Genomic DNA, 19,485 nt, shown 5'->3' with positions numbered 1-19,485 from the left:
CTCGGATCCGCGATCATGGCCAGTCAGTCACTTAGACAGGTATTCCAGCGGCATCGATATTGCGGCGAATACGCCTTCGGGCCGGAATTCATGGGTCACTTCGCTTGAAATGACCTTGGCCAGGCTGCGGCGGATGAGGATCGAACCAAAGCCGTGGCGCTCGGGCGGGGCAACCCGTGGGCCGTCGCTTTCGCGCCAGGTCAGCACCAGGCGCCGGGCGCCCTTCCTGCCCTGTCTTCCAGTCGAGATCGACCTTGCCGGATGCAACCGACAGAGATCCATATTGCAGCGCGTTGCTGGCCAATTCGTGCAGGATAAGGCCGAGGCCGACGGCCTGATCGGGCGACAGCAGCAGATCGGCGCCGGAGATGGTGATACGCGGCCGATCGGCCGCGTCGAACGGCCTGATCTCGATCTGGACGAGTTCGCGGATGCCGATACCGCGCCACTCGCGGTCGGACAAGAGATTGTGGGCGATGCCCAGGGCCTGAAGCCGGGCGCCGAAAGCCTCGAGGAATTCGCTTGGCTGACGGGCATGACGCACGGTCTGAGTCGCCAACGCCTGGACGGTCGCCAGCGTGTTCTTGACGCGGTGGTTGAGTTCGCGCAGCAAAAGCCTCTGCCGCTCCTCGCCGAGCTTGCGTTCGGAGATGTCGTAGTTGACGCCGAAGATCAGCGTGGGCTTGCCGTCGCCATCGCGCTCGATGACACGGCCGCGTGTCGCCACCCAGCGCGGCGGATGAAAACCTTTCACGCGATATTCGCCGAAATAGTCGTCGCTGCCGGTCAAGGCATCGCGAAAGCGGGTTTCGGTCTGATAGACGTCGCGCGGGTCGATGGCGGCGAGGATGTCGCGTGCTCGCAGGCGGGTCGAGCGCGGCAGGTTGAACAGTTCCGACAGCCGGACATCGCATTCGATCATGTCGCTGCGGATATCCCATGCCCAGCTGGCGAGCGAGGCCGCGTCGAGCGCGATGGCGCGCCGTTTTTCCTCGCGCGCAAGCGCGGCCTCGGCGATAGCACCGCTACGGGTCGCATCCTTCAAGGTGAACAGGCTGCCGGCAAGGCCGGCGAGACTCTTCAACTGGTCGAGCCTGGCCGGGGATGGATAGGCGTGCGGCTTGCGGTCGAACACGCATAGGGTGCCGATCCTGGCGCCCGCGATGATGATCGGAGCGCCGGCATAGAAGCGCACATGACGCTTGCCGGTGACCAGCGGGTTGGCTTTGAACCGTGGATCCGTCGTTGCGTCCGCCACCACCATGGGTTCGTCGCCAGCGGCGATGGTGTGGGCGCAAAAGGAGATATCGGTCGCGGTCCCGGTCTCGTCCAGGCCGAAGCGGGACTTGAACCATTGCCGTTCGAGATCGACGAGCGTGACCAGTGCGACCGGCACGTGCATCACGGCCGCGGCAAGGCTGGTGATGCGGTCGAAATCCGGATCGGCCGCGGTATCCAGCATCTCCAGCCCATGCAACACAGCCAGCCGGTCTTCGTCCCTCACCGCGCGCGCAACCTTGGCCGGCAGACCCGGCCCTGTTTCGCTCCTGCTATTCACCCAAATCCCCAATGTCCCGGCCTTCGCCGTCTTGCCCGCCAGGCCAGGCGTCTCCGGAACCATCCTAGCAAGGAACCGTTACCCGACCGTGATTTGCCGGATGCACCCGGTAGTGCAAAACGAGACAAGGACCGACCATGACCAAGATCATTCCCGAAAACAAAGCGCGTCAGGGGCGATGGGGCTGGCACGGTTTGCGTATTCTGATCGCTGCGCTGCTTCTGGCCTTCGCGGCCTGGGGCATTGCCGAAATCTATGGCGAGGTGGCCAAGACCCCGGCGACAGAGCAAGGAAGTGCGCCAAGCGGCTAGATTTTCGGCCGCCGTCGTTTGAGATCGCATCAGGCGGCCTTTGCCTCGGCGATGCTGGCCGGCACCAGGACATTGAGCGCGCCAGGCTGGATTTCAATGATCGTCTCACGATCGAGCCTGACCAGTTCGCCATCCATGACGGCACGGAACTTCCTGCTGCCGGAATGAATTTTCAGAACCGTCCGATCGGATTGATGGATTTCGACATGCTCGTTGTCGCGCCATTTGCCGCGCGCCATGTTGAAGAGGAACTTGACGAGCTCGGCGCGTTGCTGCGCCACCGTGACATAGATGCCGAGCACGCCGCCCGCCGGATTGTCCGCATAAGGCAGGTGGCCTTCGCCGAACAGGTTGTTGGTGACGCCGATGCCTGATATGCGCGCCGTCATCTCGGCCTCGCCGATACTGAGCGTGACGTTCATGGCCGGCGGATTCTTGATCGTCGCCCAGGCCGCCTTGGCCGAAGCGCCGATCTTTCCGAGGCGCGAACCGAATTCCATCCTCTCGCGCAGCTGCACCATCCTTGCATGCATGCCTATGGAGAACTGATGGATGAAGGGCTGGCCGTTGGCCGTAGCCATGTCGACCGCGATGATTTCTCCGTCGGCGAAGGACTTCAGCGCCGCATCGAGCGACTGCGGAATGCCCAGGCCACGCGCGAACAGGTTCATGGTGCCGGCGGGCAATATGGCAAGCGCCTTTTTCTTGCCCATCAACCTGGCCGCCGCGGCTGAAATGGTTCCGTCACCGCCACCAGCCAGCACAACATCGACGGTGCGGCGCGAAACGGCATGGTCGAGAGTTTTCGCTACGTCCTTGCCGGCGACCACGTCTATGCTGAGAGTGTGGCCTGCCGTTTCCAGCGTCTGACGCATCGTGTCGGAAAAAGCGGCGAGGTCGGTGGTGCGCAAGGTGCCGCCGTCCTGGTTCAGCACCGCAGCAAATTTCATACCCCGCTCCGTAAGCTCAACCAAAAGCCGACCGGGACGCGCCCAGCCAAGGCAAAAACACGGCGAAACGGGAAAAGTTCCGGCAGCGCCGGGGACCTACGGCTGCGTTTGGCGGCTGTCATCCATGAGCGTCGTGTTGGTAACGAATGCCAGGGCGTCTTTTGGAACAACAGCATGGTCACGACGTTGTGAACCTGTAGAAGACGCCGCGCCCGCGCCTTCCCTGCGATGGTTCAACCGGACGCGGCGTGCACGAAATCACGAGGAGACCATCATGATCCGCACCCTTTTTGCCACCTCCGCCCTCGCGACATTGATCGCGACCGGCGCTTTCGCGCAGAGCGCGACAACTCCCGCACCCGCCGCACCCGCCGCTGAGCAGCCGGCACCAGCAGCTCCGGTTCCGCGCGCCGAAGGCAGCATCGTCACCAACATCATTGGCGCATCCGTCTATAACGGCACTAGCGACAACGCCGAGAAGATCGGCAAGGTCAGCGATGTCGTCTTCGACAAGGATGGTATGGCGAAGTCCGTCGTCATCGGCGTCGGCGGCTTTCTGGGCGTCGGCACGAAGAATGTCGCCTTCGATTATGACAAGCTGCAGTGGGCCGAGAAGAACGGCGACCGCTGGCTGGTCGCACAGACAAGCAAGGACGAACTGAAGGCGCAGCCGGAGTTCGACAGCAAGGCCTATGCGCCGGCCCCTGCTTCGACGGGTGCGGCAGCGCCCGCGACAACCGCGCAAAATTCCGCCGACACGAATGCCGCGCCTGCCCAACCGGTGAAGCACGCCGAGGGCAACCTAGCGACTAACATCATCGACAAGGCCGTCTATAACGGCACCGGCGATGACGCGCAGAAAATCGGCAGCGTCAACGACATCGTGCTGTCCAAGGAAGGCAAGGCCCAATCCCTGGTCATCGCCGTAGGCGGGTTCCTTGGGCTCGGTGCAAAGAACGTAACCTATGATTTCAACAAGGCGCAGTGGGCGGAAAAGAACGGCGAGCGCTGGCTGGTGGCGCAGACCACCAAGGAAGAGCTGCAGGCACAGGCGGATTTCAACCGCAAGGCCTATGATCCGGCACCGGCGACGACCGCTTCCAACGCACCGGCGGCAACTGCGCCGGCTACCACCACGGCACCTGCCGCCGCTCCGGCGAACAAGACAGCCGAGGCTCAGCCAGCGCCCGACCAGACACAGACGGCCGCCATCGACAAATCGACGCTGACCGCGATGCCGGTCGGCGAGATCAGGGCCGACGACCTGAAAGGCACCACCGTCTACGGCGCCAACGACGCCAAGGTCGGAACAATCGGGGATGTCGTGCTCACACCCGACAAGAAGCCCGATGCGGTTATCGTCGACGTGGGCGGCTTCCTTGGCATCGGCGCGAAGGAAGTGGCGGTCGGCATGGACAATTTGAAATTCATGACCGACAAGAACGGCAAGAAATACCTCTATACCACTTTCACCAAGGAACAGCTTCAGGCGCAGGCTGCCTACGACAAAGGCAGCTATGCGCAGAACCGCGACCAGCAGCGGATGGTTGTGAAGTAAGGGAACAGGGAATAGGCAGTAGGGCAGTAGGTGGAGAAAGTCTGGCGCGCAGCAGCGTTTTGGGATTTCGTACCGCCTACTGCCTACTGCCCACTGCCCACGCCCTTCCGAAATGCCCAGCAACGCCATTCTCCGTCAATTCCGCCAGCGCCAGAGACTGGTCGAGATGTTCAGCCCGCCAGGCAAGCAACCGTTCGGCGAACTCCAGGCGGGTGGACAGATGTGCAGGGCTCGTGGCGAGGTTGGTCAGTTCGCCAGGGTCCGCCTCCATGTTGAAAAGCAAGGGTGGCAAGCCGCCGCCAAAATGCACGTATTTGAATTTCTTGGTGCGGATGACGGCGAGGTTGCACTGACGCGAGGACACGCCGAAGTGTTGCTCGGCTTCGCCGTCCGCGATCGAGCGGAAATCGAACTCCCAATGCGCGGCGTCGCGCCAAACCGCGGGGGTTCCGCCGCTCAGGAATGGTTTCAGTGAGCACCCATCGAGATGCGGTTCGGGAGCCGCGCCAAGCAGATCCGCGAGCGTAGGCAATATGTCCACCGCTTCGGTGAAGCGATCGACAGCGCTGCCGGCGGCCTTGCCGTGACGCGGGTCGCGGATGATCAGCGGTATGTGGTAGCCGCCCTCGAAATAGCCTCCCTTGCCCAGCATGAAATGGTCACCCATCATCTCGGCGTGGTCGGAAGTGAGCACGATGATGGTATCGCCCCATGCGCCTGATGCCTTGACCGCTTGCCATACGCGGCCAAGCTGTACGTCGACTTCCGAGATCATGCCGTAGTAAATCGCCCGGATGGTGCGGAAATCATCCTCGCTCCAGTCGTGCACTTTGCCTGTAGCGCCGGGGCGGAACTTCGCCCGTTTCTGCCGGCCAAGATCATAGGCGAGATAGGGATGGCTCTGGGCTTCAGCCCGCCAACTCGACGCGCGGTGAAAAGTGGGGCCATCGGCCGGATCGTATAGCGTGTTGTAGGGCTCCGGTACGATGAAGGGTGGATGCGGGCTGATGAAGGAGAGATGCGCGAACCATGGCGTGGCCTGCTCCTGCTCGCCGAGCCAGCGGATGAACTCACCGGCAAGGAAAGCCGTCGGCGTATGGTCTTTCGAATAGATTGGCCGCGCCTCAGTCACTGCGTCGGCGCCGTCTTCCTCGTCCAAAGGACGGTGGATGCCGGGAAATCCGGCGCTGGCATCGATGCCCTGCTGCGCCAGCCAGGACAGCCATTGCTTCTGATGTTCGGGCAGCTGCTGGCGCACCGTGAAACCCGGCAGCACGCCCTCGTAGCTTTTCAACCTTGGATCATCAGGCGCCAGCAGGCGGGGATCGAGCGCGATGTCGGTATAGCCGAACAGCGTCGGATCATAGCCGAGGGCTCGGGCGTGCAGCGCGATGTTGCCATGACGGGCATCAAGCGGCGAGCCGTTACGGCAGACGCGGTTGTTCATCTGATAGAGGCCGGTATAGAGGCAGGCGCGCGCCGGCGAGCAGGGCGCCGCGCCGCCATAGTGCCGCTTGAACAACACGCCCTCGGCGGCCAGCGCGTCGGCGTTCGGCGTCCTCACCACGGGATGGCCGGCGGCCGACAGGCAATCCCCCCGCCACTGGTCGCAGGTGATCAGGAGAACGTTCGGGCGCCTGGCTTTTCCTGTCACTCGCAATCCCCTTCTCCCGACATTGGCCGAGTACCATTCATGGACCCGATTTCCGGCACCAACGCAAGACCACCTGCGTTAGCTGGCTGGTGAACAAAACTCTTTCAGTTGTTCACTTTTAAAGCACAGTCCATTCTGTGTTTGCCGCCTTTGCCGCGGGCAGGCCTCTCCACATATTGGCGTGGACAGCGGCGAGGGCCGCACGAACACAAGGGACGGAGCCAAGACAATGCTCGACCAGATCAAAGGTCTGCATCACGTCACCTCGATGGCTGGGGATGCCCGACAGAACAATGATTTCTTCACCCACAAGCTCGGCCTGCGCCGGGTCAAGAAGACAGTCAATTTCGACGCACCAGACGTCTATCATCTCTATTACGGCGACGAGGTCGGCACGCCTGGTTCGGTGATGACCTATTTTCCGTTCCCCCATATCGGCAAGGGCCGTCACGGCGTCGGCGAAGTGGGCACCACCGTCTACTCCGTGCCGGAGGGCACGCTCACTTATTGGGAAAAGCGGTTCATCGACGAAGGCGTGACCGGTGTTTCCCATGAGGAGAGCTTTGGCGAGAAGCGGCTCAAATTTGCCGGTCCCGATGGCGATGGTTTCGCGCTCGTCGAGGATAAGGCCGACGGCCGCGCGCCCTGGGTGAAGGGCGGTGTTCCCGCTGACGAAGCGATCCGTGGCTTTCACTCGGTTTCGCTCAGGCTGAAGGATGGCGGCGCCACCGAGGAGCTCCTGAAATTCATGGGCTACGAAGAGATCGAGACATCAGGCAATGTCAGTCGGCTCGCCGTGAGGAACGGCAACGGCGCCGATGTCGTCGATATCGAATCGCTGCCGACCGCGGCCTTCGCCGATCTCGGCGCCGGCTCCGTCCACCATGTCGCTTTCGCGGTCGAGAACCGCGCCAAGCAGCTCGAAGTGCGCAAGGCGTTGACGGACACAGGCTATGGGGTCACGCCGGTGATCGACCGCGATTACTTCTGGGCGATCTATTTCCGCACGCCGGGTGGCGTGCTGTTCGAGGTCGCCACCAACGAGCCGGGTTTCGACCGCGACGAGGACACCGCGCATCTGGGCGAAGCGCTGAAACTGCCGACGCAGCATCAGCATCTGCGGCCCTATCTCGAACAGCATTTGCAGAAGCTGGAAGGCTGAAGCAATGAGCAAGGACGCTTACACCTATAAGAGCCTGCCCGGTTCGCCGGGCGGTCCCTTGCTGTTCGTCTTCCACGGCACGGGCGGTGACGAGAATCAGCTCGTCTCGCTGGGGCACGATCTCGCGCCCCAGGCTACCATCGTCTCGCCCCGCGGCGATGTGTCGGAGTATGGCGCGGCGCGCTTTTTCCGCCGCACCAGCGAGGGTGTCTACGACATGGACGATCTTGCTCGAGCGACCGGGAAGATGGCCGATTTCGTCAAAGCGCATGTCGAGGCGGCGAAGCCCTCGGCGGTCTACGGCCTTGGCTATTCCAATGGCGCCAATATCCTGGCGGCTCTGGTGTTCGAAGCCCCTGAGCTGTTCGACGCTACGGTGCTGATGCATCCGTTGATTCCGTTCGAGCCGGAGGTCAAAGGCAGCCTGGCCGGCTGTCACATCCTGCTGACCGCTGGCAAGCGCGATCCGATCTGCCCGCCGAACCTGACGGCGCGGCTCGAAGCCTATTTGCGTGCCGACGGTGCCGATGTCACAGTGGAGTGGCACGAAGGCGGGCACGAGGTGCGGCCAAACGAGATCGAGGCGGCGCGGCGGCTTTTTGCCGGTATCGCCCAAGGAGTGTAGAGATGCCCGACCAACTGCCCGAGATCGAGCTGGAAGATCGCGACCCCAAAGGCCGCTATGTCCTGCGCGGGCCCGACGGCGCCGAGGCGGAGATGACCTTCACCAAGATCGGCGAGCATCAGCTCATCATTGACCATACCGAAGTGCCGGACGCGTTTCGCGGCCAGGGTGCCGGGCTTCGGCTCGTCACCCGCGCTGTTGAGGACGCGCGCGCCGCGGGCAAGAAGATCATACCGCTTTGCCCGTTCGCCAATGCCCAGTTCCGCCGCCATCCGGAATGGGCCGATGTGCTGAAGCAGTAGGCGCGCAGGCACTTTTTGGCAGGCAGCAACGGGGGACGAAGGGGCAGTCCCCGCTGCCAGCCGGCATTGTAATTTGCGCCGACCGTGCATCTTGCCTAGATAGGATATATCGCCGCGCCGACAAACGAATTGAATGATCCCCCGATGACCGAAACAGATCTCGTCCCCGTCTTCGACGGCCACAACGACACGCTGCTCAGACTCTATCAGTCGAAGGACACGGACGTCGAAAAGCTGTTCGTCGAAGGGAAATCGGGCGGGCATATCGACCTGCCGCGCGCCAAGGCTGGTGGCTTCGCCGGCGGCATGTTCGCCATCTTCCCGCCGCCGGTCGAAAAGGCCAGGCGCAGCGCCGTGCCCTCGGCGCCGAGCGCCAGCGAGCCGCTGCCGCCAGAGGTGCCGCGCGCCGATGCGCTCAATTCGACGATCGCCATGGCCTCGATCCTGTTCCGGCTCGAGCGGGCGGGAGCGCTTGCCGTCTGCCGCAGTGCCGGCGATATCCGCAACGCCATGGCCAAAGGCACGATTGCCGCCGTGTTCCACATCGAGGGCGTCGAGGCGATTGATCCTGAACTCACCATGCTCGACGTGCTGCATGCCGCCGGACTGCGTTCGCTCGGTATCGTCTGGAGCCGGCCGAACGCCTTCGGCCACGGCGTGCCGTTCCGCTTTCCGTCCTCGCCCGACACCGGCCCGGGCCTGACCGATGCCGGCAAGGCGCTGGTCAAGGCCTGCAACGAACTCAAAATCATGATCGACCTCTCGCATCTCAACGAGAAGGGCTTTCGCGATGTCGTGGGCCTCAGCGACGCGCCCCTGGTCGCCACCCACTCCAACGTGCATGCGATATGCGGCCATTCGCGCAACCTCACCGACTGGCAGCTCGGCGCGATCCGCGAATCCGGCGGCATGGTCGGGCTGAATTTCGCCACCGGGTTTTTGCGCGAGGACGGCCGCATGAATGCCGATACCAGCCTCGATCTCATGGTGCGCCACATCGATTCCCTTTTGCAGGCCCTGGGCGAGGACGGTGTCGGCCTCGGTTCTGATTTCGACGGCGCCATGATCCCGGCCGTGATGGGTGACGTCGCCGGCTTGCCGAAGCTGATCGATGCACTGGCGGCACGCGGTTTCGGTCGCGCGCTGATCGAGAAGATCGCCCATCGCAACTGGTTGGGCATGCTGGAAAGAACGATAGGATAGAGCCTATTCGAAGCCCATGCGCTTCAGCCAATCCTTGCCGACACCGCGATCCCTGATGATCGGCAGCGGGTTCTCCGAATCCAGCCTTGCGCAGATGCGGTAGACTTCGAGCGTCTCGGCGCTCATCTCGTCACGCTTGTAGAAGAACATGGCGGCGGCATAGCGCGTGCGTCCGGACCATTTCTCGCCGAGTGGCGTGTTGACCAGTTGCCACTGTTCGGCGGCTTCCCCACCATCGTCCAGCTTGTCGGCTTCGTCCATGGTCAGAAATCCGCCGGCGGATTGGCGGTGCGGCGGTCGAGCTTGATGAAAGGCCGCGCCACCACCTTGGCCCGCTTCATAAGCTTCTGATACTGCAGCTCGCGCATGGCGTAGATTTCGACCCAGAGGTCTTCCACGACAGTATCACCGTATGGCCGCGCCAGGGAGGCGATAGCGATGTTTCGCTTGGCCATTGGCGACCACATGGCGGCGCTGACAAGGCCAACTTCCTGGCTTTTCTTGTGGTAGACGATGGCGTGTTCGGCAGGGATGTTGCCTTCGATCTCCAGTCCGACCAATACATGGCGCAACTGGCGCTTGGCGCGCGCTTCGAGAATGGCGCGGCGGCCGTTGAAGTGGCCTTTTTCCGGATCGATCATGAAGCCGAGCCCGATCTCGTCGGGCATGCGCGGACGGTCGGCGCGGATGGCATGCTCGGCGGTGGTGAAGTCGGCATTGGCAACGATCAGCCCGGCCTCGAGCCGCGCGCGGTTGAGCGCGGTGTAGCCGATCGCGCGGATACCGCGCAGTTCGCCAGCGGCCATCAGCCGGTCCCAGAGGCTCAACGCCTTTTCGGCTGGGACGAAGAGTTCGTACCCGAGATCGCCGGTGAAGCCGGTGCGCGATATGGTGATGGTGCCGCCATCATGAGCAAACTCGGCGAGGTCGAAGATCTTCAATCCCTCGACACCGGCAAAGCCGGCGTCGCGCAATACGGCGAAGGAGGTCGGCCCTTGCAGCGCGAGCCCGGCGACGGCCTCGGTTTCTTCCTCAACGACGACGTCGAAACCAATGGCGCTATCCAGCAGCCACGGCAGATGCCGCTCCTGCGAGCACAGGCGAAAGCGTGTCGGCGACAGACGGAACAGGGTGCCGTCGTCCAGCACAAATCCTTCATCGTCGCACCAGGCGGTGTAGTGGACGCGTCCCGGCCTGAGCTTGCTGACATCGCGCAGCGTGACGCGATCGAGGAAGGCTTCGGCCTCCGGTCCCTCGATCCGGTATTTGGTCATCGGCGAAATGTCGAACAGGGCCGCCTGGCTGCGGATAGCGAAGTATTCCAGCTCCTCGTCCCACAGCGAATGCGGGGCGCGGTAGCCGGCCCAATTGTACCAATCCTGGGTTTTGGCCAACGCGTCGAGGCGCGGCTGGAATGGTGTGCCGAGGCGCAGCGTGCGGAAATGCCCCTGGGCGGCGATGCGGGTGGAAACAGCCGCATCGGCTGGCCTTGCAACGGGCTTCTTCCTGGTTGCCTGAGCCATGGCCTACCTCTTCATCGCAATGATACGCCGTGCGGCGTTCAAGCCCGGTGCACCCGAGACGCCGCCGCCGGGATGCGAGCCGGCGCCGGCGAGAAACAGGCCTTCGAGCGGCGTGTCGTAGCCGGACCAGCCGGAGACGGGGCGCGAGACCAGCATCTGGTCGGCCTGCAACTCGCCATGGTGCCAATGGCCGCCTGGTATGCGGTAGCGTGTCTCGATATCGGCCGGCGTCAGAAGCTCGGCATGGACAACGCTCTTGCCGATGCCAGGCGCGTAGGCTTCGAGCTGCGCCATGATCGCCTCGAGGAATTTCGGTTTGCCGGCATCCCAGCCTTCTTTCAGCGCATAGGGTGCGTATTGCACCACCGCCGACAGAACGCAGGCGCCATCTGGTGCCAGCGACGGATCGGCAAGGCTGGGCAGCGTGATCTCCATCACCGGTTCGGGCGAGAACTCGCCGTATTTCGATGGATTGAAGGCGCGCTCGACGTGATCGGGCGAGGGCGCGATGATAAGTCTGCCCTTTTGAGTGGCGGCATCGACACCCGTGAACTGCGGCGGCCGGTCAAAGCCCAGATGAAGCTTGGCGGCATCACCCTTCATGCGTATATTTTTCACCTTGCGAACAAAGCCGGTGTCGATCTCGCGCGGCCCGACGAGCTCGAGGAAGGTGGTCGCCGGATTGATGGCCGAGACGATCGTGCGGGCCCGCAGTTCCTCGCCAGTGTCGAGCGCGACGCCGACGGCGCGGCTTTTTTCGACGATGATCTTTGCCACCGGCGACGATGTGCGGATGGTGACGCCAGCCTTTTCCGCCGACGCGCGGATGGCGGTGACGACGGCGCCCATGCCGCCCCGCGGCAATGCCTGCGCGCCGGCCACTCCGGAGGTCTCGCCAGCGAGTCGGTAGTAGAGGCCGAGCAGCGAGGTCGGCGAGCGCGGGCCAAGGTGGCTGCCGAGCGTCGCGTCGAAGGCCAGCAGTCCCTTCAGCCTGTCGTAGGTGAGCTGCTCGTCGAGCAGGTCGGCGACATTCATCAGCAGGACGCGCAGAAAGTCGCGCATGTCTTCCTTGCCGAGCTTTTTCAAGGCCAGTGCGGTCTGACCGAGAGAAGCCGTCTCCAACAGCGACATGCCGGCAAGGTCGGGCGCGCGTCGGGAGAGGAATGGCTTCAAGCTGCCGGCATAGCGCAGCAGTTGCGCGCGCAGTTCCTTCCAAGCGGACTGTTCCCTCGAGCTGGCGCCGGCCAGCACTTCCCCATAGGCACCATGCAGGACAAGCGGCGGGCCGTCCTTCGACAGCGCAACCGACGGCAGGAAGTCAGCGCGGGCGAATTGCAGCCCATGTCTCTCCAGTTCCAGCGTCTTCACCACATCGGGATGCAGACGGTTCAGCAGATGGGCGATCGAGGAGGCGCGGAAGCCCGGGGCGAATTCCTCGGTGCGCGCGGCGCCGCCGGCTTCGGCCGCGGCCTCCAGCACCAGCACCTTGCGGCCGGCTTTGGCCAGCGTGGCCGCGGCGACGAGGCCGTTATGGCCGCCGCCAATGACGATTGCATCAGATGACGTCATGGGCCGGGCTCATATGTGAGGTGGATTTGGCGAGATCGCGCAGGATTTCAGCCGCGGCATTGCGGCCGGGCGCGCCCATCACGCCACCGCCTGGATGGCTCGAGGAGCCGCACATGTAGAGCCCACCCACCGGCGAGCGATATTGCGCGTAGCCCGGCACCGGGCGGTTGAACAGCAGCTGGTCGAAGGTCAACTCGCCCTGGAAGATGTTGCCTTCGGTGAGGCCGACCTCGGCCTCGATCTCGCGTGGCGTACGCACCTCCATGTGGACGATGCGGTCGCGGAAGCCCGGTGAATACTGAGCGATCTGTGAAATCACGCTTTCTGCGAAGCCGTCGCGATCGGCATCGGTCCATTCACGGCCGGCGATCTTCGGCGGCGCGTATTGCACGAAGCAGCTCATGAAATGTTTGCCGGGCGGCGCCATGGTCGGGTCGAGCGTGGTCGGGATCATCATGTCGAGGAACGGGTCGGCCGACCAGCGCCCGCCCTTCCAGTCGTCATAGGCGCGCTCCATGCGTTCCACCGAATCGGTGAAATGCATGTCGCCGCGATAGACCGGCGAATCCTTCGGCAACGCCGGGAATTCCGGCAGCGAATCGAGCGCGATGTTGAGCTTGCCGGAGGAGCCTCGAATCTTGAAGTTCTTCACCCGGCGCAGGAAGATGTCGGGCAGTTCCTTCTCTTCGACCAGCTTCAGGAAGGTGCGCTTCACGTCGGCGTTGGAGACGACCAGCTTGCCGTAGATCTCCTCGCCGCCGGCCAGCACCACGCCCTTGGCCTTGCCCCGGTTCACCAGCACATGGTCGACCTCGGCGCCGGTGCGGATGGTTCCACCCGAGGCCTTGAACGATGCAGCCAGTGCCCTGGTGACCGCCCCCATGCCGCCGCGCGCATATCCCCAAGCCCCGACCGAACCGTCGACCTCGCCCATATAGTGGTGCAAAAGTACATAAGCCGTGCCCGGCGACATCGGTCCGAGCGCGGTGCCGATGATACCGGACAGCGCGAAGTTCGCCTTGATGACATCGGTTTCGAAATGCTCGTCGAGGAATTCCGAGATCGACATCGTCCAGAAGCGCAAGGTCAGCGCCATCTCCTCGGCGGAGAGGCCGGCAAACTTTTTCCCCAGATAGAGAAGTTCGCCGAGATCGCGCGGCCGCAGGCTGGTCGGGTCGGGCGCGGTGCGCATCAAGAGCGGCTGGATGAAGCGGCACTGCCGCGTTACGTCGCGGGCGTAGCGGTCATAGGCCTCGGCATCGCGCCTGGAGAAGCGGGCGAATTCGCGCCGGTGTGCGTCATGGTCGCGGTAATTGGCGAGATAATCGCCATCGCGGGTGAACACCGCGCCGCCCTCGTAGGAGATGACCTGCAGGCCGAAGCGCGGCAGTTCGAGGTCGCGCATGATCTCGGGCCGAAACAGCGAGCAGACATAGGAGCAGTTGGAATAGAGGAAGCCCGGGGTCAGCTCGCGGCTGGTGGCCGCGCCGCCGACCCAATCGTTCTTCTCGACCACCAGCACGTCGAGCCCGGCCCGCTGCAGATAGCAGGCATTGACCAGGCCGTTGTGTCCGCCGCCAATGACGATCGCATCCCAAGCTTTCATTGTGGCCCAATTTTCATATGCGGCCCGCTCTTCATTTTTGCGTGATCTGTTCCCGAATGCGCCGAATTTGGCATGGCATGAGCCAATTTGTCCAGCCATTCTGAATGAATGTTCAACAAATTATGTTGCGTTTTCGCCCATATGCGCTACGCTTTGCCGGCGTTCGAAATGAGCATTCATCGATTGGATCGAAGGCTGATGATCGAAGCGGCTGATGCCGAACCGGAGTATGACGACACAGCGATCCGCTTCCTTGAGGCGTTGTGGGGCGATGGTTACCTGTCGCCAGGCGGGCCAGACGAGGTCGACCGGGTGGTCGAAGGGCTTTCGCTCAAGGGCAAGACCGTTCTGGATATCGGCTGCGGCTCGGGCGGTATCACCCTGCATCTGGTCGAGCGCCACGGCGCCGCCCACGCCGCCGGCTTCGATGTCGAACAGCCGGTGATCGAGGCGGCCAGACGACGAGCCGCCGCCCAAGGGCTGGCGGATCGTGTCCGTTTCATCCAGGCTCCGCCAGGACCGCTGCCTTTCGCCGACCGCTCGTTCGATGTCGTCTTCTCCAAGGACGCGCTGCTGCATGTGCGCGACAAGGACGCGCTGTTCGCCGAAATCTTCCGCGTGTTGAAGCCGGGCGGCGTTTTCGCCGCTTCCAACTGGATGATCGGCGAACCATCGCCCGACATGAAGGCCTATGTCGCGGCGGAGGGGCTGTCTTTCGCCATGGCGTCGCCGACGCGCTATGCGCAGGCAATGCGCCAGGCGGGCTTTGCCGATGTCAGCGTCAGGGACCGCAATCCCTGGTATCGCGAGGTCGCGCGCGAGGAACTCGATAAGCTCAGGGGGCCGCTCTATCCGGCTGTCGCCACCGTCGTCGGCGCTGCCTATGTCGACAAGAACATACGAACCTGGGAAGCCATGCAGAAGGTGCTTGACAGTGGCGAGCACCGTCCCACTCATCTTCGCGGGTGGAAGCCGGATGCGATTGGATAGCCGGCGATGCTGGAGACCATCACACGCATGAAGACGGCAGACGCCAGGGACGCCCTCCTTGAACCGGCACAAAAGGCTGAATCCGAGAAGCGCGGACGCAAGGCCTCGAAGGAGGTCAGGCAACTTCAGCTCATCGAGGCGACGATCGATTCACTCGCCAAGCGCGGCTATTCGGAGACGACCATGGCCGATGTCGCCGACGGCGCAGGCCTGTCGCGGGGCATCGTCAATTTCCACTTCGAGAGCAAGGAAAAGCTGCTCGTAGCGACGCTGCAGCACATGTATGACGAATATTCGGCCCATTGGCGCAACGCGCTGCAGAAGGCGGGGGATGACCCGGCCCGCCAGCTTCAGGCCTTGGTCGCCGCCGATTTCGACCGCTCGATCTGCAACAAGCGCAAGCTTGCCGCCTGGTGCGCCTTCTGGGGCGAGGCCAAGTCGCGGCCGACCTATCAGGCATTGAGCAGCGCTCGGGACGCCGTCTACCAGAACATCTTCATCGAGCTTTGCGCGGCGCTGAAGGAAAGCGGCGGCTATGCCTATGAGCCGCAGGTCATGGCGCTGGCGCTCAGCGCCATGACGGAGGGGTTGTGGCTACGCTTGATGATGGGCACCGAGGACACCACCCGCGAGACCGCCTTGCAGGCGGCGAACGAATTCCTGTCGGCGGCTTTCCCGAGACACTACGCGCCGAAGGCCGCCGGGGCGACGAAACCATAAGAAAACCACAGAGGATGGAACAGCAATGAAGCAATTCACTCGACGCCTGACGCTGACATTGGCGCTTGCCGGAACACTGGCGGCTTCAGCTGCGGCCCTGGCGCTCGCCGCCGACAAGGACTTGATCGTGTTCGACTGGTCCGGATACGAAGCCCCCAACTTCCATCCGAAATATGTCGAGAAGAACGGCGATTCGCCGACGTTCGCCTTCTTCGGCGATGAGGACGAGGCGTTCGAGAAGGTCCGTTCCGGCTTCAAGGCCGATATCGGCCATCCCTGCTCGCAGAGCGTGGTGAAATGGCGCGAGGCCGGCCTGCTGCAGCCGCTCGACACGTCGAAGATCGCGGGCTGGAAAGACCTCAGTCCCGGCATCATGGCAATGAAGAATCTCGCCACGACCGACGACGGCAAGGCGTGGTTCATGCCGTGGGACTGGGGCAATACGCAACTCACCTACAACTCCTCCAAGATCGACGAGAAGGACGTCCAGTCGCTGAAGGCGTTCGCCGATCCGAAGTACAAGGGCCGGGTGTCGATCGGCGACAATGTCGACGACGCCTATGCACTTGCAGCCCTCGCCATCGGGCTGAAGGACTGGACCAAGATGACGGACGACCAGTTCAAGCAGGCGTCCGATTTCCTGCGCCAGGTGCACAAGAACGTCCGCTCCTACTGGACCGATACGACAGATATTGTGCAGTTGCTCTCCGGCGGAGAGGTCGACCTCGCCTGGGCCTGGAACGACGCGACCGTGCAGTCGGTCGCCGCCGGCGTGCCGATCAAATCGAAGAAGGACACGGCGGAGGGCATATCGACCTGGGTTTGCGGCTATGTGCTGTTCAAGGACGCGCCGGGCAATACCGACAAGGCCTATGACTACCTGAACGCGGTCAATGATCCGGAGATCGCCAAGGTGCTGGTCAAGGACTGGGGCTACGGCCAGGCCAACGCCAAGGGCATGGCTGGCGTCGACCAGGCCATCCTGAAGGAAAAAGGCTATGACGATGTCCAGAAATTCGTCGACAAGACGCTGTTCCAGTCGCCGCTGCCGTCGGATCTCAAACTGAAGATGATCGCCGAATTCGAGAAGATCAAAGCCGGCTATTGAGCCTGGCGACGACTATTCGTCCGCCGCCGACCCGGCGCGCGGACGGGCTCGCCAAGAGAGTGGAATTCCCCTAACGTCGCAACAACGTTCGCGACGGGGAGTTTGGCCATGAAGTCAATGCTACGCCGCCTCGGCGCCGGACCAACAGCCGCCGACCTCAAGGTGCTTGCCGATCAAGGCTACGACAATCTCGGCAAGTTCCTCGATAAGACGCTGTTCCAGCAAGCGGTGGCGCCAAGGCTGAAAAAGCGCATGGTCGACGAGTTCGAGAAAATCAAGGCCGGCTGTTGACGCACGAACCGGAAAGAACCGACGTCGTCATCGTTGGCGCCGGCTTCACCGGCCTGTCGGCGTCGCTCGAGTTGAAGGCAGCCGGCGTCGGTTTCCTGCTGCTCGAAGCGCGCGACCGCGTCGGCGGGCGGGTCGAAGCTCGACAGAACGGGCTCGGCGAACGGATCGACAGCGGCGGCCAGTTCCTCTGCGAGGACATGCCGGAAGTGATGGCGCTGGCCAGGGCGCGTGGCAAGACATTCGTCGAGACCTATGTCGAAGGCGAGTTCATCACTCATCCGTCGATGTCGGCAAGGAACGCCAAGCGGACCTATCACGGCGCAATGGCGATCCGCGAGCGTATGAACGGGATCGAGCCGGACGACCCCTCGATAGCCGGCATGAGCGTCGCCACCTGGCTGGAGCATCAGCACGATCACACCGATGCCAAGGCGGCCTTCCGTTCGATGATCGAGGGCCTGTGGTGCCTGGCGGCGGACAAGGTGCCGCTCTGGTACCTGATCGACAATGACCGGCGCATCACCAACGAGGTGCCTGAGCTGCAGTATTTCCTGCGCGAGACCATGCAATCACTGGCCGAGGATCTGGCTGGCGACCTCGGGGACCGGGTGCGGCTCGGCCAACCGGTCACGCGCATAGAGCACGGACCGCAAGGGGTTCGCATCGTCTCAGGCCATGGCGTGATCGAGGCGCGCGAAGTGCTGGTCGCGCTGCCCCCGGCGACGGCCGCGAAGCTCGACTTCGCGCCCGCTTTGCCAGCGGCTCTCCAGAGAGCGCTTGGCGCCTGGGAGAGCGGCGCGGTGATCAAGATCCTGGTGCGCTATGCCAGGCCGTTCTGGCGGCAGCGGGGTCTGAGCGGCATGGTGATGTGGCGCGATCTGCCGGGGCTGTTTGCCTGCGACGTCAGCAAGGACGCGGAGCACGCAGCGCTCGTCGTTTTCGTCGGTGGACCGCTGGCGCTGCGCTGGCGAGCACTGAGCGAGGCGGCGCTGCGTGCGGAAGTGACGGCCAGGCTCGCAGATGCGCTCGGCCCCGACGCGGCGGGCATTGCCGACTTCAGCTCGCGCGACTGGATAGACGACCGTTGGAGCGGTGGCGCCTACAGTGATCTCATCGTCGACGTAACGGCGAGGGATGCCGAGCGCACAATTCTCGGCGGCGCGCCACGAGTTCATTTCGCCGCTTCGGAATTGTCGCCTTCATTCCCGGGCTATGTCGAGGGCGCCATGATTGCGGGGCGCATCGCGGCGCGCAGGATCGTCTCCGGACTTCAGTCCGCCATCGCTACTAAAGCCTCGGGATCGTAGGCGAGGCGGATCGAGGTGCCGACCGGAATGTCGTCAGCGCCAAAATCGTTGGTCTCGGTGACCGACAGCGGCTTTTCCAGGCCCGGTATCTCGACGATGAGATGGGTGATCTCGCCGAAATAATGGCGCTCCACCACCTTGCCGGCGACTTCGAACTTTGCCGTCGCATTGTCCCACAGAACGCGCAGCCGCTCCGGCCGGATGCCGAGCGTGGCGCCGCCGCCATTGCGCACGAAGGCCTTCGGCTTGTCGGTCTTGACGCGGCCGAAGCCCAGCGTGTCGACAACCAGCGAGGCACTGTTCTCCTCGACGATCTCTGCCTTGACGAAATTCATGCCGCCGAGGAAGTCGGCGACCTGACGGTTGACCGGGCGCTGGTAGATCTCCTTGGGCGAGGCGACCTGCGCGATCCTGCCGCCGAACATCACGGCGATGCGATCCGACATGGCGAGCGCCTCGTACTGGTCGTGGGTGACCAGCACGAAGGTGATGCCGACCGCCTGCTGCAGACGGCGCAGCTCGACCTGCATCTGCTCGCGCAGCTTCTTGTCGAGCGCCGACAGCGGTTCATCGAGCAGCAGCACCTTGGGCCTCATCACCAGCGCGCGGGCAAGCGCCACCCGCTGCCGCTGGCCGCCGGAAAGCTCGGTCGCGCGCCGCTTGCCCAAGCCCGTCAGCGATACCTGCGCCAGCGCCTCCTCGACGCGGCGTTTCTCCTCGCCGCCCGGCAGCTTCAGCCGCTTCAGCCCATAGGCGACGTTCTGCTCGACATCGAGATGCGGGAAGATCGCGTAGCTCTGGAACACCATATTGGTCGGCCGTCGATTGGCCGGGATGCCTTCCATCGGCTGGCCGCCGACCGCGATCGAACCGCTGGTCGGATTGTCGAAGCCGGCGATCATGCGCAGCAGCGTGGTCTTGCCGCAGCCGGACGGGCCGAGCAGCGAGAAGAATTCGCCTTCCCGGATGGTCAGGGAGGCGTCGTCCAGCGCCTTGAACGCGCCATAGCTGCGAGTGACGTTGCGGATATCGATCATCGGCCGGTCGG

General features: G+C 63.5%; 18 protein-coding genes and 1 pseudogene. 11 read left to right on the top strand and 8 right to left on the bottom strand.

Annotation, left to right across the window (positions count from 1 at the left end; all coding sequences use genetic code 11):
• Nucleotides 1-27 precede the first annotated feature (27 nt).
• Nucleotides 28-1,558, bottom strand: a pseudogene (locus tag FJ548_RS17220) (HWE histidine kinase domain-containing protein).
• Nucleotides 1,559-1,695: 137 nt separating this feature from the next.
• On the opposite strand from FJ548_RS17220, the gene FJ548_RS17215 reads away from it, so the two are divergent.
• Nucleotides 1,696-1,869 carry a hypothetical protein gene (locus FJ548_RS17215; protein ID WP_140608839.1) on the top strand — a complete coding sequence of 58 codons (174 nt, stop codon included), beginning with the start codon at nt 1,696-1,698 and terminating at the stop codon, nt 1,867-1,869.
• 29 nt (nt 1,870-1,898) lie between these two features.
• On the opposite strand, the gene FJ548_RS17210 is transcribed toward FJ548_RS17215, so the two are convergent.
• Complete coding sequence (locus FJ548_RS17210; protein ID WP_140765950.1) at nt 1,899-2,819, bottom strand: diacylglycerol kinase family protein; 921 nt, start codon at nt 2,817-2,819, stop codon at nt 1,899-1,901.
• Nucleotides 2,820-3,093: 274 nt separating this feature from the next.
• Here FJ548_RS17210 and FJ548_RS17205 point away from each other — a divergent pair, with 274 nt between their 5' ends.
• A complete protein-coding gene (locus FJ548_RS17205) occupies nt 3,094-4,377 on the top strand; it encodes a PRC-barrel domain-containing protein (protein ID WP_140778492.1) in 1,284 nt (427 codons plus the stop codon).
• A 76-nt stretch (nt 4,378-4,453) separates the two neighbouring features.
• Here the strand turns inward: FJ548_RS17205 and FJ548_RS17200 are convergent, their stop codons facing one another.
• Nucleotides 4,454-6,031, bottom strand: coding sequence for an alkaline phosphatase family protein (locus FJ548_RS17200; protein WP_140608833.1), 1,578 nt, complete (start codon nt 6,029-6,031; stop codon nt 4,454-4,456).
• A gap of 229 nt (nt 6,032-6,260) precedes the next feature.
• Here FJ548_RS17200 and FJ548_RS17195 point away from each other — a divergent pair, with 229 nt between their 5' ends.
• The 4 genes from FJ548_RS17195 to FJ548_RS17180 all read left to right on the top strand — a co-directional run bounded on the left by FJ548_RS17195 (nt 6,261) and on the right by FJ548_RS17180 (nt 9,323).
• Nucleotides 6,261-7,193 (top strand): VOC family protein, encoded by a 933-nt coding sequence (locus tag FJ548_RS17195; RefSeq protein ID WP_140778491.1) that lies wholly within the window; start codon nt 6,261-6,263, stop codon nt 7,191-7,193.
• Between the two features lie 4 nt (nt 7,194-7,197).
• A complete protein-coding gene (locus FJ548_RS17190; protein ID WP_140778490.1) occupies nt 7,198-7,818 on the top strand; it encodes an alpha/beta hydrolase in 621 nt (206 codons plus the stop codon).
• 2 nt (nt 7,819-7,820) lie between these two features.
• On the top strand, nt 7,821-8,120 hold the full coding sequence (locus FJ548_RS17185) for a GNAT family N-acetyltransferase (RefSeq protein ID WP_140608827.1): 300 nt from the start codon (nt 7,821-7,823) through the stop codon (nt 8,118-8,120).
• A gap of 144 nt (nt 8,121-8,264) precedes the next feature.
• Complete coding sequence (locus FJ548_RS17180; RefSeq protein ID WP_140778489.1) at nt 8,265-9,323, top strand: dipeptidase; 1,059 nt, start codon at nt 8,265-8,267, stop codon at nt 9,321-9,323.
• Nucleotides 9,324-9,326: 3 nt separating this feature from the next.
• On the opposite strand, the gene FJ548_RS17175 is transcribed toward FJ548_RS17180, so the two are convergent.
• The 4 genes from FJ548_RS17175 to FJ548_RS17160 are packed head-to-tail and all read right to left on the bottom strand — an operon-like array spanning nt 9,327 to nt 14,021.
• Entirely contained in the window at nt 9,327-9,584 is a 258-nt protein-coding gene (locus FJ548_RS17175; protein ID WP_140608823.1) for a hypothetical protein, read from the bottom strand.
• Nucleotides 9,585-9,586: 2 nt separating this feature from the next.
• The gene (locus FJ548_RS17170) at nt 9,587-10,846 is read right to left on the bottom strand and encodes an aminomethyltransferase family protein (protein WP_140608821.1); all 1,260 of its coding nucleotides are present in this window, start codon (nt 10,844-10,846) and stop codon (nt 9,587-9,589) included.
• 3 nt (nt 10,847-10,849) lie between these two features.
• Complete coding sequence (locus FJ548_RS17165; protein ID WP_140778488.1) at nt 10,850-12,415, bottom strand: NAD(P)/FAD-dependent oxidoreductase; 1,566 nt, start codon at nt 12,413-12,415, stop codon at nt 10,850-10,852.
• Complete coding sequence (locus tag FJ548_RS17160) at nt 12,402-14,021, bottom strand: NAD(P)/FAD-dependent oxidoreductase (protein ID WP_140778487.1); 1,620 nt, start codon at nt 14,019-14,021, stop codon at nt 12,402-12,404. Before FJ548_RS17160 ends, FJ548_RS17165 begins: the two co-directional genes overlap by 14 nt.
• Before the next feature lie 198 nt (nt 14,022-14,219).
• Here FJ548_RS17160 and FJ548_RS17155 point away from each other — a divergent pair, with 198 nt between their 5' ends.
• The 5 genes from FJ548_RS17155 (at nt 14,220) to FJ548_RS17135 (ending at nt 18,437) form a co-directional block, all read left to right on the top strand.
• Entirely contained in the window at nt 14,220-15,011 is a 792-nt protein-coding gene (locus FJ548_RS17155; RefSeq protein ID WP_140778486.1) for a methyltransferase domain-containing protein, read from the top strand.
• 6 nt (nt 15,012-15,017) lie between these two features.
• Nucleotides 15,018-15,731 (top strand): transcriptional regulator BetI, encoded by a 714-nt coding sequence (betI, locus tag FJ548_RS17150; protein WP_140608813.1) that lies wholly within the window; start codon nt 15,018-15,020, stop codon nt 15,729-15,731.
• Between the two features lie 25 nt (nt 15,732-15,756).
• Nucleotides 15,757-16,839, top strand: coding sequence for an ABC transporter substrate-binding protein (locus FJ548_RS17145; protein ID WP_140778485.1), 1,083 nt, complete (start codon nt 15,757-15,759; stop codon nt 16,837-16,839).
• A gap of 108 nt (nt 16,840-16,947) precedes the next feature.
• On the top strand, nt 16,948-17,130 hold the full coding sequence (locus tag FJ548_RS17140) for a hypothetical protein (RefSeq protein ID WP_246678691.1): 183 nt from the start codon (nt 16,948-16,950) through the stop codon (nt 17,128-17,130).
• The gene (locus FJ548_RS17135; RefSeq protein WP_140778484.1) at nt 17,127-18,437 is read left to right on the top strand and encodes a flavin monoamine oxidase family protein; all 1,311 of its coding nucleotides are present in this window, start codon (nt 17,127-17,129) and stop codon (nt 18,435-18,437) included. The genes FJ548_RS17140 and FJ548_RS17135 overlap by 4 nt, the downstream gene beginning before the upstream one ends.
• On the opposite strand, the gene FJ548_RS17130 is transcribed toward FJ548_RS17135, so the two are convergent.
• Nucleotides 18,401-19,474 (bottom strand): ABC transporter ATP-binding protein, encoded by a 1,074-nt coding sequence (locus tag FJ548_RS17130; RefSeq protein WP_140778520.1) that lies wholly within the window; start codon nt 19,472-19,474, stop codon nt 18,401-18,403. The genes FJ548_RS17135 and FJ548_RS17130 overlap by 37 nt on opposite strands.
• Between the last annotated feature and the right edge of the window lie 11 nt (nt 19,475-19,485).

The organism is Mesorhizobium sp. B2-4-17 (genome assembly GCF_006441275.1).
Taxonomy (GTDB): Bacteria; Pseudomonadota; Alphaproteobacteria; order Rhizobiales; family Rhizobiaceae; genus Mesorhizobium.
Note: the sequence above shows the minus strand (reverse complement) of the source record. Positions and strands in the feature narration are given on the sequence as shown.